The 17,744-nt window shown below is 30.9% G+C and carries 17 protein-coding genes; 7 read left to right on the top strand and 10 right to left on the bottom strand.

Annotated elements, in window-relative coordinates; genetic code table 11:
• Positions 1-73: 73 nt before the first annotated feature.
• The 5 genes from NSU06_RS04365 to agrA all read left to right on the top strand — a co-directional run bounded on the left by NSU06_RS04365 (position 74) and on the right by agrA (position 4,310).
• A complete protein-coding gene (locus tag NSU06_RS04365) occupies positions 74-859 on the top strand; it encodes a carbon-nitrogen family hydrolase (protein WP_002455091.1) in 786 nt (261 codons plus the stop codon).
• A 701-nt stretch (positions 860-1,560) separates the two neighbouring features.
• A complete protein-coding gene (locus NSU06_RS04360; RefSeq protein WP_002455090.1) occupies positions 1,561-2,127 on the top strand; it encodes an accessory gene regulator AgrB in 567 nt (188 codons plus the stop codon).
• 2 nt (positions 2,128-2,129) lie between these two features.
• Positions 2,130-2,270, top strand: a complete 141-nt coding sequence (gene agrD / locus NSU06_RS04355; protein WP_002488089.1) for a cyclic lactone autoinducer peptide AgrD — start codon at positions 2,130-2,132, stop codon at positions 2,268-2,270.
• Positions 2,271-2,291: 21 nt separating this feature from the next.
• Positions 2,292-3,581, top strand: a complete 1,290-nt coding sequence (agrC, locus tag NSU06_RS04350) for a quorum-sensing sensor histidine kinase AgrC (protein ID WP_049382327.1) — start codon at positions 2,292-2,294, stop codon at positions 3,579-3,581.
• Between the two features lie 12 nt (positions 3,582-3,593).
• The gene (agrA, locus tag NSU06_RS04345; RefSeq protein ID WP_002455088.1) at positions 3,594-4,310 is read left to right on the top strand and encodes a quorum-sensing response regulator AgrA; all 717 of its coding nucleotides are present in this window, start codon (positions 3,594-3,596) and stop codon (positions 4,308-4,310) included.
• A 50-nt stretch (positions 4,311-4,360) separates the two neighbouring features.
• On the opposite strand, the gene NSU06_RS04340 is transcribed toward agrA, so the two are convergent.
• The 6 genes from NSU06_RS04340 to NSU06_RS04315 form a co-directional block, all read right to left on the bottom strand.
• On the bottom strand, positions 4,361-5,320 hold the full coding sequence (locus NSU06_RS04340; RefSeq protein ID WP_048678788.1) for a carbohydrate kinase family protein: 960 nt from the start codon (positions 5,318-5,320) through the stop codon (positions 4,361-4,363).
• Positions 5,321-6,808, bottom strand: coding sequence for a sucrose-6-phosphate hydrolase (locus NSU06_RS04335; RefSeq protein WP_049382326.1), 1,488 nt, complete (start codon positions 6,806-6,808; stop codon positions 5,321-5,323).
• A 255-nt stretch (positions 6,809-7,063) separates the two neighbouring features.
• The gene (locus NSU06_RS04330) at positions 7,064-8,308 is read right to left on the bottom strand and encodes an ammonium transporter (protein WP_019835521.1); all 1,245 of its coding nucleotides are present in this window, start codon (positions 8,306-8,308) and stop codon (positions 7,064-7,066) included.
• Between the two features lie 109 nt (positions 8,309-8,417).
• A complete protein-coding gene (locus NSU06_RS04325; RefSeq protein ID WP_002448268.1) occupies positions 8,418-8,642 on the bottom strand; it encodes a sulfurtransferase TusA family protein in 225 nt (74 codons plus the stop codon).
• A gap of 17 nt (positions 8,643-8,659) precedes the next feature.
• Positions 8,660-9,748 carry a YeeE/YedE family protein gene (locus tag NSU06_RS04320; protein ID WP_172952305.1) on the bottom strand — a complete coding sequence of 363 codons (1,089 nt, stop codon included), beginning with the start codon at positions 9,746-9,748 and terminating at the stop codon, positions 8,660-8,662.
• A 143-nt stretch (positions 9,749-9,891) separates the two neighbouring features.
• Entirely contained in the window at positions 9,892-10,530 is a 639-nt protein-coding gene (locus NSU06_RS04315; RefSeq protein ID WP_017175284.1) for a redox-sensing transcriptional repressor Rex, read from the bottom strand.
• Positions 10,531-10,775: 245 nt separating this feature from the next.
• Between NSU06_RS04315 and NSU06_RS04310 the strand changes: the two genes are divergently transcribed.
• On the top strand, positions 10,776-12,713 hold the full coding sequence (locus NSU06_RS04310; RefSeq protein WP_017175285.1) for an ABC-F family ATP-binding cassette domain-containing protein: 1,938 nt from the start codon (positions 10,776-10,778) through the stop codon (positions 12,711-12,713).
• 337 nt (positions 12,714-13,050) lie between these two features.
• Here the strand turns inward: NSU06_RS04310 and tsaD are convergent, their stop codons facing one another.
• From tsaD to tsaE, 4 genes are read right to left on the bottom strand one after another with little or no spacing between them, the layout of a single operon-like run.
• Positions 13,051-14,076 carry a tRNA (adenosine(37)-N6)-threonylcarbamoyltransferase complex transferase subunit TsaD gene (gene tsaD / locus NSU06_RS04305; RefSeq protein WP_049420696.1) on the bottom strand — a complete coding sequence of 342 codons (1,026 nt, stop codon included), beginning with the start codon at positions 14,074-14,076 and terminating at the stop codon, positions 13,051-13,053.
• The gene (gene rimI / locus NSU06_RS04300) at positions 14,069-14,494 is read right to left on the bottom strand and encodes a ribosomal protein S18-alanine N-acetyltransferase (RefSeq protein WP_369963310.1); all 426 of its coding nucleotides are present in this window, start codon (positions 14,492-14,494) and stop codon (positions 14,069-14,071) included. The genes tsaD and rimI overlap by 8 nt, the downstream gene beginning before the upstream one ends.
• 11 nt (positions 14,495-14,505) lie before the next feature.
• The gene (gene tsaB / locus NSU06_RS04295) at positions 14,506-15,171 is read right to left on the bottom strand and encodes a tRNA (adenosine(37)-N6)-threonylcarbamoyltransferase complex dimerization subunit type 1 TsaB (protein WP_017175287.1); all 666 of its coding nucleotides are present in this window, start codon (positions 15,169-15,171) and stop codon (positions 14,506-14,508) included.
• On the bottom strand, positions 15,152-15,613 hold the full coding sequence (gene tsaE / locus NSU06_RS04290) for a tRNA (adenosine(37)-N6)-threonylcarbamoyltransferase complex ATPase subunit type 1 TsaE (protein WP_017175288.1): 462 nt from the start codon (positions 15,611-15,613) through the stop codon (positions 15,152-15,154). The genes tsaB and tsaE overlap by 20 nt, the downstream gene beginning before the upstream one ends.
• 442 nt (positions 15,614-16,055) lie before the next feature.
• On the opposite strand from tsaE, the gene ilvD reads away from it, so the two are divergent.
• Positions 16,056-17,744: a dihydroxy-acid dehydratase gene (gene ilvD / locus NSU06_RS04285; RefSeq protein WP_002448260.1), complete on the top strand. Its 1,689-nt coding sequence runs from the start codon at positions 16,056-16,058 to the stop codon at positions 17,742-17,744.

The following is a 17,744-nucleotide window of genomic DNA, read 5'->3' as shown; positions in this document are numbered from 1 at the left end:
ATGTGCTTCATTTTGCTTTTCCTAGCCAAATTTAGTAAATTGAAATTATTAAGCAGGTTGAGGAGTGGTTAAAGTGAAAATACAAATATTCCAATTTCATGTCGAATATGGAAATGTTGAGAAAAATGAACAAAAAATTTCAGAATGGTTTAATACTCAATTAGATGATGATACTGAAGTTGTTGTGTTACCAGAAATGTGGAACAATGGCTATGCTTTAGAAGAATTAAATGAAAAAGCAGATCAAGCATTATCACGTAGTTTTCCTTTTATTTCGAATCTTGCTCAAACATATCAAGTTGACATCGTCGCAGGATCTGTTTCAAATAAACAAAATAATAAAGTTTATAATACTGCTTTTACTGTCTCTAAAAAAGGTCGTCGTATTAACAAATATGATAAAGTTCATTTAGTTCCAATGCTAAATGAACCAGAATTTTTAGAGGATGGAAAAACAGTTCCAGAACCATTTGCTTTATCATCAGGTGCTCTCGCCACTCAAATTATATGCTATGACTTAAGATTCCCTGAATTGCTAAGATATCCATCTAGAGAAGGTGCTCAAATCGCATTTTATGTCGCTGAATGGCCAACATCTCGACTTAATCATTGGAGAAACTTACTTCAAGCTAGAGCTATAGAAAATGATATTTTTATCGTCGCATGTAATGGCACAGGTCATGATGGAAATACTGAATACGCTGGACATTCAATGGTTATCAATCCTAATGGAGATATTCTTGTTGAGTTAAACAGAGAAGAAGATACTATTTCAGTTGATATCAACATTCAAGAAGTATCACGTCAAAGAGATGCTATTCCAATCTTTAGAAATTTAAAACCTCATTTATATAAATAAAAAAAGTCGTGAGCTTGGGAGAGACTCACGACTTTTAATTAAGGGAATGTTTTACAGTTATTTTTCAATCTTTTGGGGATGTTATTAATTATGAAAAATTACATTGCATAACAATGTTATGATAGCTTGCATATTGAAAATAATTACCTTCTATTCAGAATAGCTAAGTTAATTATTTTCTACTGAGTTAACACTTCAGCGAGTCTTATGCATTTCTCATCAATAAGTTGGGATAGCTTATTAATGAATGGAACTACACGAAGAAATAAATAAATGAAATATTTTACTATGAAAATCGATATTATCGAATAACCCATTGGTCTCGATCATCACAAATACATAGTCAAATTACACAAACATTCCTTACAACTCATCGATAAATCAACTTTTAATTTCGCAACTACTAACAAAATCAAAAAAAGATTTATTCGAATAAAACAAAGACTAACAATTTAAAGACTAAGATTATTAAGTTGATATCACTTTAATGTGATATGAGTATATTAAAACATAACATTCATTTAAGTAATTAAAAATTTCTTAACTTGCAACTTTTTCTACTAAACTGTTTATTTTTATATGGTAAAATATGAGTTATCGAATTACTTTAACAGTTAAGTATTAAATTTTAACAGTTAAGCATTATTTTACAGACTAATTGCACAAAATTGTATAATATAGTCAAGGAGAGTGGCACAATATTGAAAGCAATTGATGATAAAATTGAGCACTTTGCATCTTATTTACAGAAGAAAAACAACCTTGATCATATCCAATTCTTAAAAGTACGATTAGGCATGCAAGTGGTTGTTAGTAATATTGCTAAAACAATTGTGACATATGGTGCTGCGCTCATATTCCATACATTTTTGTATACTTTAATCACACACATTAGTTATTTTTTAATTCGACACAATGCACACGGGGCGCATGCAAAGTCTACTTTGCTATGCCATATTCAAAATTTAATCTTATTTGTTGGTTTACCATGGCTCATTGCTTACTATCATATTAATATGGGTATCATGTATAGTGTTAGTGGCCTTGCATTATTACTGATTATTATTTATGCACCAGCTGCCACTAAGAAACAACCCATACCCGAACGACTAAAACCTCGCAAAAAAATAAAGTCTATTATTTTAGTAGTGGTTTTAATCATTATTTCTATTATAGTACCAGAGCCATATAAACAATTAATTTTATTAGGTATGATACTTGAAAGTACAACACTATTACCATTCTTTTTTCCTAAGGAGGATTATTAATTATGACATTTATTACAGATTTATTCATTAAACTATTCTCATTAATCTTAGAAACTGTTGGTACACTTGCTTCATATAATGTATGTGGTGGTTATTTCGATGAACCTGAAGTTCCTAAAGAATTAACTGATCTTAATAGATAAAATTTAGAAAGTGTGTGACGTATGGATTTATTATCAAATGTACCTTTAGCACTTTTTCAAGGATTTTTATTATTTTTAATTTCAAAAATAATTTTAGATATTAAATATACTTTAAGGGATTATTTAATCATTTTAACGATTATAATCCCTTCTGCTTTTTTTTATTATTATTTAGGAAGTATTTCTGTTTTATATTTATTAATTGGTTGTGGAATTTTCCTATATTGTAAAGTTAAGTGGTACTCGATTATTACAGTTTTAAGTAGTGCTATTTTAATGTTTTTAAGTAATTTCATTGCTTTTATACTTGTAATAATTTTTCAAAAATTTATTAATAATAATACCTATTTAGATTTATCGTATATAAGTATATTTACTTTAGTTTCTATACTTATATCTTTTACATTTAAATCTCTACTTAAAAAATTAAAAATGTCTTATTTATCTATTAATAAAACTTACTTAACTATTATTTCAATTGTTTTAATTCTTTCATTTATAATTTTATATATTTATTCTCAAGTACCTAAAGTTAATAATGCTTCTTTAAAAATTTATGGGCTAATTTTTATTGGAATAATTATATTTTTCATCACCTTAATCATTATAATTTCTAGATATACATTACGTGAACTTCGATACAGACGTAATATGGAAGAAATTGAAACGTATTATGAATACACACTACAAATAGAATCGATTAATAATGAAATGCGTAAGTTTAGACATGATTATGTCAATATTCTTACTACAATGTCAGAATACATAAGAGAAAATGATATGGATGGTTTAAAGACATATTTTAATGATAATATTGTTCCTATGAAAGATAACCTTCAAATGAACTCAATCAAAATTAATGGTACGGATAATTTAAAAGTGCGTGCTATTAAAGGATTGATAACAACTAAAATTTTACAAGCTCAAGAAAAAAATATACCTATTAGTATTGAGGTGCCAGAGTTAATTGATCATATTGAGATGAATACGGTTGATTTAAGTCGTATCATTGGGATTATCATTGATAACGCTATTGAGGCTTCAGAAGAATTAGAAGATGCCTTAATTAGAATTGCATTTATCAATGTCGAAACGTCAGTCATGTTTATTGTTATGAATAAATGTAAAGAAGATATGCCGAAAATCCATGAATTATTTCAAGACTCCTTTTCAACTAAAGGAGATAACAGAGGACTTGGTCTAACGACTTTAAAAGAAATTACTGATACTACTGAAAACGTGTTACTTGATACGACTATAGAAAATGGCTACTTCGTTCAAAAAGTAGAAATTATAAATAATATGCCATAAGGATGTGAGAAAATGAAAATATTCATTTGTGAAGACGATGTGAAACAACGTGAAAATATGGTTTCAATTATTAACAACTATATAATGATTGAAGAAAAACCGATGGAAATAGCGTTAGCGACAGATGATCCTTATGAAATTATTGAACAGTCAAAAGAAATGAATGATGTTGGATGTTATTTTTTAGATATACAATTGGAAGCTGATATTAACGGTATTAAACTTGGAAGTGAAATTCGAAAGTATGATCCTATTGGGAATATCATCTTTGTTACAAGTCATAGTGAACTCACTTACCTAACATTTGTCTATAAGGTATCTGCAATGGATTTTATTTTTAAAGATGATCCTAATCAACTGAAAACGCGAATAATAGATTGTATTGAAACTGCTCATACACGTTTAAAATTACTTTCAAAAGAAAGTAATGTTGAGACAATTGAATTAAAGCGTGGTAGCAATTCAATATATGTACAATATGATGATGTCATGTTCTTTGAATCGTCTACAAAATCCCATCGTTTAATTGCGCATCTTGATAACCGTCAGATTGAATTCTACGGAAATCTTAAAGAATTAGCACAACTCGATGATCGTTTTTTCAGATGTCACAATAGTTTTGTTGTAAATCGCCATAATATCGATTCAGTCGATTCTAAAGAACGAATTGTAACTTTCAGAAACGGTGAGCATTGCTATGCCTCTGTACGTAATGTTAAAAAGATATAATATTAAAACCCCTTCATTTTAATATCTGAAGGGGTTTCTTAATCTCTTTTTTAAAGTTCTTCAATAACTTCTTCTAAACTTGGAATACTTTCGATAGCGCCATACTTAGTAGTTACTTTTGCAGCTACTAAATTACTAAATTTTAAAATTTCTTCTCCTTTTCCTTTAAATAGAGAAGTAATGTCTGTTAATTCTGTATTTAAAATTCTATTAATGACTGCACCAATAAACGCGTCTCCAGCACCAGTAGTGTCAACAGCTTCAACTTTATACCCTTGATGATGAATAATTGTCCCATCTTTTAAATAAGCTGTTGCTCCTTTGTCTCCTTGTGTATAGATAACTACTTCAACATTTCCTTTAAATAAAGATTGAATCGCTTTATGTTCATCACTTATTCCAGTAACAAATTCAATTTCTTCATCTGAAATTTTAATAATATTTGCTTTGGGAAGAAATGATTGAATAGTCACTTTACATGCTTCTGCGCTATCCCATAGTGGTAATCTAACATTTGGATCAAATACTATCATCCCATGAGCCGCTTCAAATTTTTCAATCATAGCAAGATGTGCATTTTTCATATCACATTCAATTAAATCGACAGAACAAAAATGTAGAACATCTTGATTAGAAACATTGATTTCATCTAAATTCGAAGCATGATAAAGCATGTCAGCTGATGGTTTACGATAAAAAGAAAAATCTCGTTCTCCATTTTCTTTTAAACTAACGAAAGCGAGTGCAGTATTAGCTGTATTTGTTCGTTTAATATATGTTGTACCAACGCCTATTTTTTCTAACGTCTCTACAATAATATCTCCAAAAGCGTCATTACCTAGTTGTGTAACCATTTCTGTACTACTACCTAATTTTTTAGCCACACTTGCCACATTAGCAGGTGCCCCGCCAACTTGTCGACTAAATTGCGTTACATCTTTAAGTTCAATATTTGTTCTATTTGGAATAAAATCGATTAATGCTTCACCAATAGCGTATAACTTTCTCATTTATTTATCTCTCCCTAAGTCATATTTAGTAAATTTCAAATAAACTTGACCTGTTTCTGTAGATGTGCGAATTGCTGTAGCATTTTCATCAGGAAAAATTCTTGACGTCAAGACACGCTCTCCATCATTACAAAAAATTTCAATACTTGAAGTATCCACAAAAATGTGTAATTGCTTTAATGGCGAATCTAAATATGTAGATCTTGTCACACCTTCAACATTACTAGGTAATGCACCACTTTCTGATCGATCTAATGTAATCTTTTGCTCCCTAGTATTATAAGAAATTAATGTTGAATTTAACTTAGATGCTCTTAATTCAAAATATATTTCTGTTGCTTCATTTTCTAAAATATCAATAATAAGCTCATATTGCGTACCTTCATAAGGATGAAGTGTTGTATTATATTTGTTAGCATAACCTAATGCTGTTTCTTTATTTTGACGTAACGTCTCTAACGCTTTCAAAGGACGTTGGCGTAACCGTCCTTCTTCGATTGTTAACTCTCTAGGTATCGTTAAACAATGTGCCCAACCTTCTTCATCTGTAGGATATTGAGTATCTGGTAATCCCATCCACCCAATTAAAATACGCTTACCATATTCATCTATAAATGTTTGTGGCGCATAAAAATCAAAACCATTATCAAGTTCCATAAATGTATCATGTTTGAATTCTAATGTATCGAAATTTAAATGACCGATTAGATATCCAGATTGATAAATATTTCTATATTTTTCATCTTTTGCTTCAATACCTTGAGGACTAAAAATAATTACATCTTGTCCATTTAAACTAAAATAGTCTGGACATTCCCACATATAGCCAAAATCTTCTAGTTCGGTTGTAATTTCTCCAATATATTCCCATTGATCAATCTGTCGATGTATCATTTTGTACAAAAGTAAACGTCCTAATTCTTGTTGGGTTTGGACACCTAATATTGCATAATATTCTTCATGATGTTTAAATACTTTTGGATCTCTAAAATGACTTGTATATCCTTCAGGTTGATGAGCAATCACAGGCTTATTTAATTTTTCGATTGAACCATCTTGTTTTACTTTTGCAATCATTTGACTCGCATATCTTTTCCATTCTTCATCTCGATGATTACCTGTATACATATAATATAAGTTTCCTTCAAATTCAAAAGCACTTCCACTGTATACCCCATGACTATCATAAATCGTATCAGGTTTTAATATGGGACCATTTGGTTCAAATGTCACTAAATCTTTACTAGTATAATTAAACCAATATTTCAGTCCATGCACGGCACCCAATGGAAACCACTGGTGAGATACATAGTATGTTCCGTTATAAAACATTAATCCATTAGGATCGTTTAATAAACCTGTTTCAGGTTGAATATGAAAGTGTTGACGATAGCTTGATTGTTCTATTCGATGCTTTAACGCTTCTAATTCATCTTTGTTCACATCTTCAATACGACGATAGCGTTGTTCTCTTGACCACTCAGTCATATTAGGCCTCCTAAATCATTAGTATTAATTTTATCATTTAATATCGTAACGGTAATTAGTCTTAAGACTTTACAATCCATGATTTAAAAAGCGGGAAATTGTATTTACAATACTCCCGCAAACTTTGCAATATCTGATATATTTTTTTAATAGACTAATCATCTAAATTAATATCAACATAATATTAATTTTATCATATCGTGATTATCTTCAAGTACTGTTTTACTAATGAAACTTCAACATTTTAAATATATATCAATACCTTTTATGTAATTTATTTAATTCTCCATAAAAATATGCCTTTTCACCATGCACAAGTTGATCTAAACCTGTCTTATCTTCTTCAACAGTCGTAGCAAGGGACATAAAAATTGATAATGTCTTTCCAATAATAAAAGTTATAATAATCGAGTAAAGTACTACTACTATAACTGCAATACATTGTATCCATATAGTATGTAAATGACCAGTATAGATTAATCCATCTAATATATCTTTATTAACTTTATGTGATTGAAATACACCAGTCAATATTGCACCAATCACACCTCCAACACCATGAATACCAAAGGCATCAAGTGTATCATTATATCTTAATTTTTCTTTTATAGAATTGACCACAAAATAACATGCTATACCACCAATCATAGAGATAATGTATGCACTTAAGTAGTTTACAAATCCAGCTGCTGGTGTAATGGTTACGAGTCCTGACAGTACACCTGATAATAAACCAAGTAAGCTTAACTTTTTATTAGAAAAGTATTCAAGAATCAACCAACTAAATGCTCCTCCACTCGCAGCAATGATAGTATTTACAAACGATATCACTGCTATATCATTTAAAGTAAACGCACTTCCTGTATTAAAACCGTACCATCCTATCCAAACAAAAATACCACCTATAAGTGTAATAAGTAAATTATTCGGCTGTAGTTTCTCTACTTTTTTTCCGTGACCTATCATTATTGCTAATACTAATCCTGATACTCCCGATGTAATATGTACTACGGTACCTCCAGCATAATCTAAAGCATCAAGTTGTTGAATCCAACCACCGCCCCATACCCAATGAGCTACAGGACTGTAAATCATAATTACCCATATAAATATAAAAATAGTAAAAGGAATAAATCTCATTCGCTCAGCAATTGAACCTGATAAAATGGAAACCGCAATAGTACAAAACATCATCTGAAATAACATAAATAAGGCAAACGGAATATGTGGACTAAATTGAACATTCGTATTAAATCCTACATGTTGCAAACCAATAAAATCAAAATTACCTATCCAATCATTTCCATGACCAAAACTCAAAGAAAATCCAATGACCACCCATGTAAACGTAACAATAATTATAGCAGCCATACTTTGCATCACAGTATTTAAAACATTTTTAGATTGAACTAAGCCTCCATAAAATAAACTCAATCCTGGTGTCATTAACCAAACTAATAAAATACATAGAAATAAAAAAATTGTGTCATCCATCTTCATTTTTACCACTTCCTTAAAAACATCATATTAATAGTTTTTAAGAATAGCAAAAACACGTAAGATTAAATGACACAATTTGTCATATTACATTACATTTATAAAGAAAAACTTAAGCTTTTTGAACTGTGATTGTCCATGAAGCATCATCAAGTTGTTCATAGTTTGTTACAGGATACCCTTGTTCAGCTGCCCAGTTTGGAATGGCTTCAGTTGCTTGAGTGCAATCAAAGTCTATTTTTAATTCGTCACCATTTTTTAATGTTTCCATTTTCTTTTGTGCTTCAATAAGTGGAAATGGACATACCATTCCAACAGTTCCTAATTCGTATAACATATTCAGTCCTCCAATAATTAAGTTGTTTGAGTTTGTTTAGATATTTGAGTAGATTGAGCTGTTTGTTTTTGAATTTGTTTCATTGGTCTTACGAAAATAAAGTAACTCATAAACCATGTACCTAATATCATCGATGCTAAAGCAATCCAACCTTGCCAACTTAGTGTTGCAGTCGCCACTAATCCATTACCAATGGAACAACCGCCAGCAACTGAAGCACCAAATCCCATGCATATACCACCAATAGCACTATTTCTAATAGTAATTTTATCTGGTAAACGCCATTTAAATTCTTTTGCTCCTCTAGCAGCAATATATGATCCAATAAATATACCTAATACTAAAAAAACGCCCCAATCGATAAATTTTAAATCTCCACTCATTAAGAATTGAACAATATGTGCTGATGGAGTAGTGATACCTAATCCATCTTCACGTCCAGTAGAATAACTCATAGGCCATGCTAATAAAGCAATCAATCCTACAATAATTCCAGCTACAAATGGATGATAGCGCTTTTCAAATAAATAATGTCGTATTCCTGAATATCTTTGCTTTAATTTGGGCACAGCAATTTTGGGTTTTGGTTTACGTAATGTACGGATAACTAAGAATAATGTTACTGCTGTTAATATAATAACTAATATCCAACTTGGTATGCCTGTCGTTTGTGACATACTAGCATTTACATTCGTTGGTTTATTAATTTTATTCATTAAAGGTAATAGAATTCCAGCTTTGGTAATTGTTGCTGATAAAGCATACATAATTAAAGCAACCCAACTACCAATTAATCCTTCCCCAGCTCGATACCATGTGCCAGTTGCACATCCGCCAGCTAATACTATACCAATACCAAACACAAATGAACCAATAATCGTACCTATTACCGGAAATGTTTGATAAGAAACTGTTAATACATCAAAACCAGTTAAAACTAGTAAGCCTATACTTTGTACTGTAATTGCCACTAACAAAGCATAAAACATTTTATTATTTTTTTGGACATACATATCTCTAAATCCGCCAGTAAGACAAAAACGTGTACGTTGCATAACAAAACCTAATAATAGGCCAACGATTAATCCACTAATAATCATCCAAATCAAATAAAACACCCTTTCCCGATTGATTTACTAAGGTATTATAATTGATTAACTAACCTATTTCAATATTTTCCATTGAATTAATATATTTATAAAAAAAGCTATAATGCAAATGCATTTTAGCTTTAAAAAATAATTTAATATTAATTTGAAGAGTTTTTCATAAAGAATAATAGTGATTGTAATTCGATACCTAAATCGATATGATGAACTTGAACATCATTTGGCACATCAATTCTAGCAGGAGTAAAGTTTAAGATACCTTTTACATCAGCCTTAATAAGTCGATCTGAAACAGATTGTGCCACACTTCCTGGTGTAGTAAGAATCACTACATTAATATTTTGTTTTTGAAGTTCAGATGAAATATCATCAATATGCTTTACTGTCACTTTTCCAACTTTTGTACCAACAATATCTTTATCAATATCAAATGCAGCTGTAATTGTCATTTCATCATGTATTGAAAAATTGTAAGTAAGTAATGCACGTCCTAAATTCCCTACGCCAACAATAGCAATATGAATATTATTACTATCGCTAATCTCCGTTTTAAAGAATTCTAAAAGACTCTCAACGTTATAGCCATATCCTTTCTTACCTAACTCACCAAAATAAGAAAAATCTCTTCTTATCGTAGCTGATTCAATATCTAAAGCCTCACTAATTGTTTTAGAACTCACACGATCAATACCTTTGATTTTCAATGAATTAACAAATCGATAATATAAAGGTAAACGTTTTAATGTAGCGCGAGGTATTTTTGATTGATTTTGAGGCATATGCAATGTCCCCCTTTTGTTTGAACTTTTTAATCTATATATTCAAACTAACTAGAGTGCAATTAGTTATTTTAGTGAAATATATATAATGCCTATTATGGATACTGCAATATTATACCGTAACCTATTTCAAAAATAAATATCTTAGTTTCCTAAGCATACCTTATATTGTAAAATGATATAATAATGTCAAATTTAAAGTTAAATAAATGTGATTGTTACATAGATAGAAAGGTGAAACTTGAATGATACTTTTACAATTAAATGATATTTCAAAATCGTTTGATGGTGAAGATATATTTAATCATGTTAATTTTGAAGTTAAAACTGGAGAACGTATTGGCGTAGTAGGAAGAAATGGCGCTGGAAAATCAACGTTAATGAAGATTATTGCAGGTGTTGAAGATTATGATAGTGGCCATATTTCAAAAATCAAGAATTTACGCATTGGTTATTTAACTCAACAAATGACACTTGATTCTTCTCTGACTGTAATTGAAGAAATGTCAAAACCATTTGAACATATTAAGCATATGGAAACGCTTATTAATGATGAAACTGATTGGTTAGCCGCTCACGTTGATAGTTATGATTCAGAAGATTATAAACAACATATGGAGCGTTATGAATCATTATCTAATCAATTTGAACAACTTGAAGGTTATCAATATGAAAGTAAAATTAAAACAGTATTGCATGGTTTAAACTTTACTGAAGAAGAATTTGATAAACCCATTAATGATTTTAGTGGCGGACAAAAAACACGTTTATCTTTAGCACAGATGCTTTTAAGTGAACCCGATTTATTACTATTAGATGAACCTACAAACCATCTTGACTTGGAAACAACTAAGTGGTTAGAAGATTATTTAAAATATTTTAAAGGTGCCATCATTATTATTAGTCATGACAGATACTTCTTAGATAAAATTGTAACTCAAATATATGACGTTGCTTTAGGAGATGTGAAGCGTTATGTAGGTAATTATGAGCAATTTATTACTCAACGTGATAAATACTATGAATTAAGAATGCAAGAATATGAAAAACAACAAGAAGAAATTAAACGCCTTGAAACTTTCGTGGAAAAAAATATTACTCGAGCTTCAACAAGCGGTATGGCTAAAAGTCGTCGAAAAACATTAGAAAAAATGGAACGTATCGATAAGCCAATGATGGATGCTAAAAGTGCTAATATCCAGTTTGGATTTGATAGAAATACTGGCAATGATGTGATGCATATCCGTAATCTAGAAGTAGGTTATCAATCCCCTATCACTGCTCCTATTAATATTGAAGTTACAAAAGGAGACCATATTGCTATTATTGGACCTAATGGAGTTGGAAAGACTACACTTATCAAAACAATTGCAAATCGTCAAAAAGCATTAGGTGGAGAAATTACTTATGGTGCTAACTTAAACATAGGATATTATGATCAAAAACAAGCAGAATTCAAATCTAATAAAACAATATTAGATTATGTTTGGGATCAATATCCTATGATGAATGAAAAAGATGTCCGCGCTATTTTAGGACGATTTTTATTCGTTCAAGATGACGTCAAAAAAGTTATTAATGATTTATCAGGGGGCGAAAAAGCACGTTTGCAATTAGCTTTACTTATGTTACAACGTGATAACGTTTTGATACTCGATGAACCTACTAACCATCTTGATATAGATTCTAAAGAAATGTTAGAACAAGCGTTAAAAGATTTTGAAGGTACAATTTTATTTGTTTCCCATGATCGATATTTTATTAATCAACTAGCAAATAAAGTATTTGATTTAAATAAAGATGGTGGTCAACTATATTTAGGTGACTATCAATATTTTATTGAGAAAACAGAAGAAGCTTCTGCGTTAAAGGAATTTGAAGCGGAACACAATAAAGATGAAACGCTTGATTTAGAAGACACTGATTCGTCAACAACTAATACGTATGCTTCTCAAAAACAATATAAGAGAGAATTACGAAAAATTGAGCGTCAAATTGAGCAATGTGAAGAACAAATCGAAAAATATGAAGAACAAATTACTCAAATTGATCAACAATTGACTCAGCCTGATATTTTTAATGATCCTATTAAGGCAAATGAACTTGCTGAGCAGAAATTAAGTACCGAACGACAATTAGAGAATGTTATGGCTGAATGGGAAGAATTACAAGAAAAAATTTAATATATCTAAGAAAAACTAGTAAAAGTATCAAATTTTTACTAGTTTTTTTATTTATTTCATTCACAAATTTATAAACAACTAAAATACTGATATATCAGTTATCCACGAACTTATCCTAGTTATCCACAAGGTGAATGATAATAATTTACATAACTTTTACACAACATTCAAACTATATTCACACCTTTACCCCCTTTTTATCCACAAGATATTAACTATTTGTTGATAAGTACACACGTTCTCTATTGACATATATCATATATCAATACATTAACCTAATTAAATAAAAAAGTAATTGAAACTTATTTGATTTTAAGTTCAATTACTTTTTACTTTATTATTCAACTGTTACATCTTCAATATCAATATTATTTTTTCCATTTAAATCTAGAGATGAAGTTACTCCAGCTTTATAGTAATAATATCCAGCAGCCCCAATCATAGCAGCATTATCTGTACATAACTTTGAATTAGGTATTGAAAGTTTAATGTTATTTTCTTTACACAAATGATTTAATCGTTCTCTTAATCCTTTGTTACTAGCTACTCCGCCAGCTACAATAAGGTGTTCAACATGATAAGATTTACAAGCATTAATAGCCTTTGTACTTAATACATCGACAACACTATCTTGGAAACTGGTAGCAACATCTTCTTTATTTATGTCTTCATTTTTTTGTCGCTGATTGTGTAACTTATTAATCACTGCACTTTTTAATCCACTAAAACTAAAATCATAACTATCTTTTTCAAGCCATACTCTAGGAAAATGATATGTGTCCTTTCCTTCCAAAGCAAGTGCATCTATAGCTGGGCCACCTGGATATGGTAAATCAATTGTTCTTGCTACCTTATCATAAGCCTCTCCTACAGCATCATCTCGTGTTTCACCAATGACTTCAAAATTTAAATGTGATTTCATATAAACAAGTTCTGTATGTCCACCCGAAACGATTAATGCTATTAAAGGAAAGGTTAGCGGTTCTTCAAGATGATTAGCATAAATATGCCCTGCAATATGATGAACAGGAATGACTGGCTTATTATAAGCAAATGCTAAAGCTTTTGCTGCATTAATTCCTATTAGAAGTGCCCCTATTAATCCAGGCCCTTGTGTAACAGCTACGGCATCGATATCTTCCATAGTAGCATTAGCTGAAGATAACGCTTCATCAATTGTAGTCGTAATTCCCTCTACATGATGTCTACTTGCAACTTCAGGGACTACTCCCCCAAAACGTTTATGACTTTCTATTTGACTAAGTACAATATTAGATAAAATCGTATTTCCATTTTTTATAACACTTACACTTGTTTCGTCACAACTTGTTTCAACCGCTAATATTAATATGTCTCTATTCATTTAAATTCACCCACATCACTAATGCATCCTCGCCTTCTCCATAGTAATTTTTTCTTTTACCGCCATATTGAAACCCTAATTTTTTATATACATGTTGAGCTATCACATTCGTAATTCTCACTTCTAAACTCATCACATCACAAGTATGCCTAGCATAGTCCATCACATAATTAAGTAATAGCTGACCTAATCCATAGTCTCTGAATGATTCTTTGATTGCTATGGTTGTAATTTGAGCTTGATCAATTACTATCCATAATCCTAAATATCCAATAATTTCTTCTTGAAAAATAACAACAAAGTACTTTGCGAAGTTATTTTCATTTAATTCATGGTAAAATGCATCAATGGTCCATGAACTATCGTTGAAGCTTTCTCTCTCAATATCGAAAACACTTGGTACATCATCGACTTGCATCGCTCTAATAGTTAACTGTTCTTCTGTTGGTTTAACCAATTACGTTCCGCCTCTGACAATTTTATATAATTTGGTACAAACGTATGAATGTTCTCAGGTTGATGAATCAAGTGTTTCATGACAGTTGCATTAGGCAGTTTAGTCTCAATATCTCCATGTAGTAATTCAGATAATTTTTCCGTGTCCTCTCCTACAAACACATAAGGTTGATTTAAAGCATTGAGTTTTTTATGCAACGCTTCTAAAGAAATATATTGGTCTTTTTCAATTGTATTTAATTGATTATTTTCATATTGATATAATCCTGTATATACCGCTTGGCGACGAGCATCAAATATTGGTACGATAATTCTTTTATCATTCGTATCTATAGTAGCCGCTAATGCTTTTAACGATGAGACACCATATAATTTAGTATTCAAAGCATAGGCTAATGTTTTCGCTACAGTAACGCCTATTCTCACTCCTGTATAAGAGCCAGGTCCTTTTGCAACAACAATCCCATCTAATTCTTGTTTTTTTAAATTCGATTCATTAAATAAGGATTGAATACCAGGCATAAGTTGGCTCGAATGATCTTTTTTACTATTTGTTGTTTTTATTGCTAAAACCTCATCATCGTTCATCAAAGCAATTGACATGGGTTGATTTGAAGTATCAATTAACAGTAAGTTCATTGTCTATCTCTTCCTTTATTTTAGTATAATGATAGCCTTTTGCTGCTATATTAATTTGTCGTTGACTTTCATTTATAGTCGTAATATTAATCACTAAATACTCTTCTGGAAGGAACTCCTGTATAAATTGACTCCATTCAATTATTGTAACAGCGTCATCTTCAAAGTATTCATTAAATCCTAAATCTTCATCTGAATCTTCTAAGCGATAACAATCCATATGATGAAGTTTTAACTCCTTACCTTTGTATGATTTTATGATATTAAACGTAGGAGAATTAATATTACGCTTTACTCCTAGATATTTACCTATAAATTGAGTCAACGTTGTTTTACCAGCACCTAAATCTCCATTCAATAAAATGACATCTTTTGAACCAACATGCTTCATTAAAATTTTAGCAAAATGTTCCATCTCATCTAAATTTTTGATAGGTATCATGTATTGTTCTCTCTCCTCATGTTTATTTTACACTTCGTTATTTCATCTAAATTTAACTTAATAATTGTAACAAACTTTACTAAAAATTTCTCATTAATAAAACATAAATCATTCTTCTAAATTGTTAGAAAATTCTAAAAAGAGTATTGACTTTAATATCTGTTTAGTGTAAATTAAATTTATCAAATTTTTAAACAATTCTAACTATTCAAATAATCATCCATTCAAGAAAGGAGTATAATACCATGCAATCATTTACATATTCACTGTCACCACTAGAAAATTTAATTATTTTATTATACTCTTCAGGGCTGGAACTTTAGTAGCTTAATTTACTAAATGTTTAAGTCCTATTTCTCATTGAATGGGACTTAAAAACGTCCCAACTTTATTGGGGCGTTTTTTTATTTTAATAATTAGTAATTTATGGGGGAATGAATAAATGAGAAGTGACATGATAAAAAAAGGTGATCACCAAGCACCAGCAAGAAGCCTATTACACGCGACAGGAGCACTTAAAAGTCCTACTGACATGAATAAGCCTTTTGTAGCAATTTGTAATTCATATATCGATATCGTTCCTGGACATGTTCATTTAAGAGAATTAGCTGATATTGCAAAAGAAGCGATTCGTGAAGCAGGAGCAATTCCTTTTGAATTTAATACAATCGGTGTCGATGATGGAATAGCAATGGGACATATTGGTATGAGGTATTCCTTACCGTCACGTGAAATTATTGCAGATGCGGCTGAAACTGTTATCAATGCTCATTGGTTTGATGGTGTATTTTATATTCCTAACTGTGACAAAATTACACCTGGCATGTTATTAGCAGCTGTTAGAACAAATGTCCCTGCTATCTTTTGTTCAGGTGGCCCAATGAAAGCTGGTTTATCTGCTCAGGGAAAAGCTTTAACTCTATCATCTATGTTCGAAGCAGTCGGAGCTTTTAAAGAAGGTTCAATTACTAAAGAAGAATTTTTAGATATGGAACAAAATGCTTGTCCAACATGTGGATCATGTGCAGGAATGTTCACAGCAAATTCTATGAACTGTTTAATGGAAGTCTTAGGATTAGCACTTCCCTACAACGGTACAGCTTTAGCAGTAAGCGATCAACGTCGTGAAATGATTAGACAAGCAGCATTCCAATTGGTAGAAAATATAAAAAATGATATTAAACCTCGTGATATTGTTACGAAAGAAGCAATTGATGATGCATTTGCTTTAGATATGGCAATGGGTGGTTCAACAAATACTGTACTTCATACATTAGCAATTGCTAATGAAGCTGGAATTGAATATGACTTAGAAAGAATTAATGAAATTGCTAAAAAAACGCCTTATTTATCTAAGATTGCACCAAGTTCTTCTTATTCTATGCACGATGTTCATGAAGCTGGCGGATGTCCAGCAATCATTAATGAATTAATGAAAAAAGAAGGAACCCTACATCCAGATCGACTCACAGTTACTGGTAAAACATTAAGAGAAAATAACCAAGGTAAAGAGATTAAAAATTTCGATGTTATTCATTCTTTAGATGCTCCATATGATAAAGAAGGTGGATTGTCCGTCTTATTCGGTAATATTGCTCCTAAAGGTGCAGTAATTAAAGTTGGTGGTGTTGATCCTTCAATCAAAGTATTTAAAGGAAAAGCAATTTGCTTTGATTCACATGATGCAGCTGTAGAAGCAATTGATAATAAAACAGTTCGTGAAGGTCACGTAGTGGTCATTCGATATGAAGGACCTAAAGGAGGTCCGGGTATGCCAGAAATGTTAGCTCCTACATCATCTATCGTCGGAAGAGGTTTAGGAAAAGATGTTGCTTTAATTACGGATGGACGTTTTTCTGGAGCTACTCGTGGTATCGCTGTAGGTCATATTTCACCAGAAGCAGCCTCAGGAGGTCCTATTGGTCTGATTAGAGATGGTGATGAAATTACTATTGACTTAGTAAATCGAACTTTAGATGTTAATCAGCCTCAAGAAGAATTGTATAAACGTAAAGAAGAACTTGAGCCTTTTAAAGCTAAAGTAAAAACAGGTTATCTTGCAAGATACACTGCTTTAGTAACCAGTGCAAATACGGGTGGTATTATGCAAGTCCCAGAAAATCTTATTTAA

Source organism: Staphylococcus sp. FSL W8-1270, assembly GCF_038007165.1.
Classification (GTDB): Bacteria; Bacillota; Bacilli; order Staphylococcales; family Staphylococcaceae; genus Staphylococcus; species Staphylococcus hominis.
This window is presented reverse-complemented; position numbering and strand designations above follow the sequence as displayed.

What these genes read in the sequence shown, in the direction of transcription:
- agrD (WP_002488089.1), top strand. Translation starts at nt 2,130, where the DNA reads ATGACATTTATTACAGATTTATTCATTAAACTATTCTCATTAATCTTA.
- agrC (WP_049382327.1), top strand. Translation starts at nt 2,292, where the DNA reads ATGGATTTATTATCAAATGTACCTTTAGCACTTTTTCAAGGATTTTTA.
- agrA (WP_002455088.1), top strand. Translation starts at nt 3,594, where the DNA reads ATGAAAATATTCATTTGTGAAGACGATGTGAAACAACGTGAAAATATG.
- NSU06_RS04340 (WP_048678788.1), bottom strand. Translation starts at nt 5,320, where the DNA reads ATGAGAAAGTTATACGCTATTGGTGAAGCATTAATCGATTTTATTCCA.
- NSU06_RS04335 (WP_049382326.1), bottom strand. Translation starts at nt 6,808, where the DNA reads ATGACTGAGTGGTCAAGAGAACAACGCTATCGTCGTATTGAAGATGTG.
- NSU06_RS04330 (WP_019835521.1), bottom strand. Translation starts at nt 8,308, where the DNA reads ATGAAGATGGATGACACAATTTTTTTATTTCTATGTATTTTATTAGTT.
- NSU06_RS04325 (WP_002448268.1), bottom strand. Translation starts at nt 8,642, where the DNA reads ATGTTATACGAATTAGGAACTGTTGGAATGGTATGTCCATTTCCACTT.
- NSU06_RS04315 (WP_017175284.1), bottom strand. Translation starts at nt 10,530, where the DNA reads ATGCCTCAAAATCAATCAAAAATACCTCGCGCTACATTAAAACGTTTA.
- NSU06_RS04310 (WP_017175285.1), top strand. Translation starts at nt 10,776, where the DNA reads ATGATACTTTTACAATTAAATGATATTTCAAAATCGTTTGATGGTGAA.
- tsaD (WP_049420696.1), bottom strand. Translation starts at nt 14,076, where the DNA reads ATGAATAGAGACATATTAATATTAGCGGTTGAAACAAGTTGTGACGAA.
- rimI (WP_369963310.1), bottom strand. Translation starts at nt 14,494, where the DNA reads ATGCAAGTCGATGATGTACCAAGTGTTTTCGATATTGAGAGAGAAAGC.
- tsaB (WP_017175287.1), bottom strand. Translation starts at nt 15,171, where the DNA reads ATGAACTTACTGTTAATTGATACTTCAAATCAACCCATGTCAATTGCT.
- tsaE (WP_017175288.1), bottom strand. Translation starts at nt 15,613, where the DNA reads ATGATACCTATCAAAAATTTAGATGAGATGGAACATTTTGCTAAAATT.
- ilvD (WP_002448260.1), top strand. Translation starts at nt 16,056, where the DNA reads ATGAGAAGTGACATGATAAAAAAAGGTGATCACCAAGCACCAGCAAGA.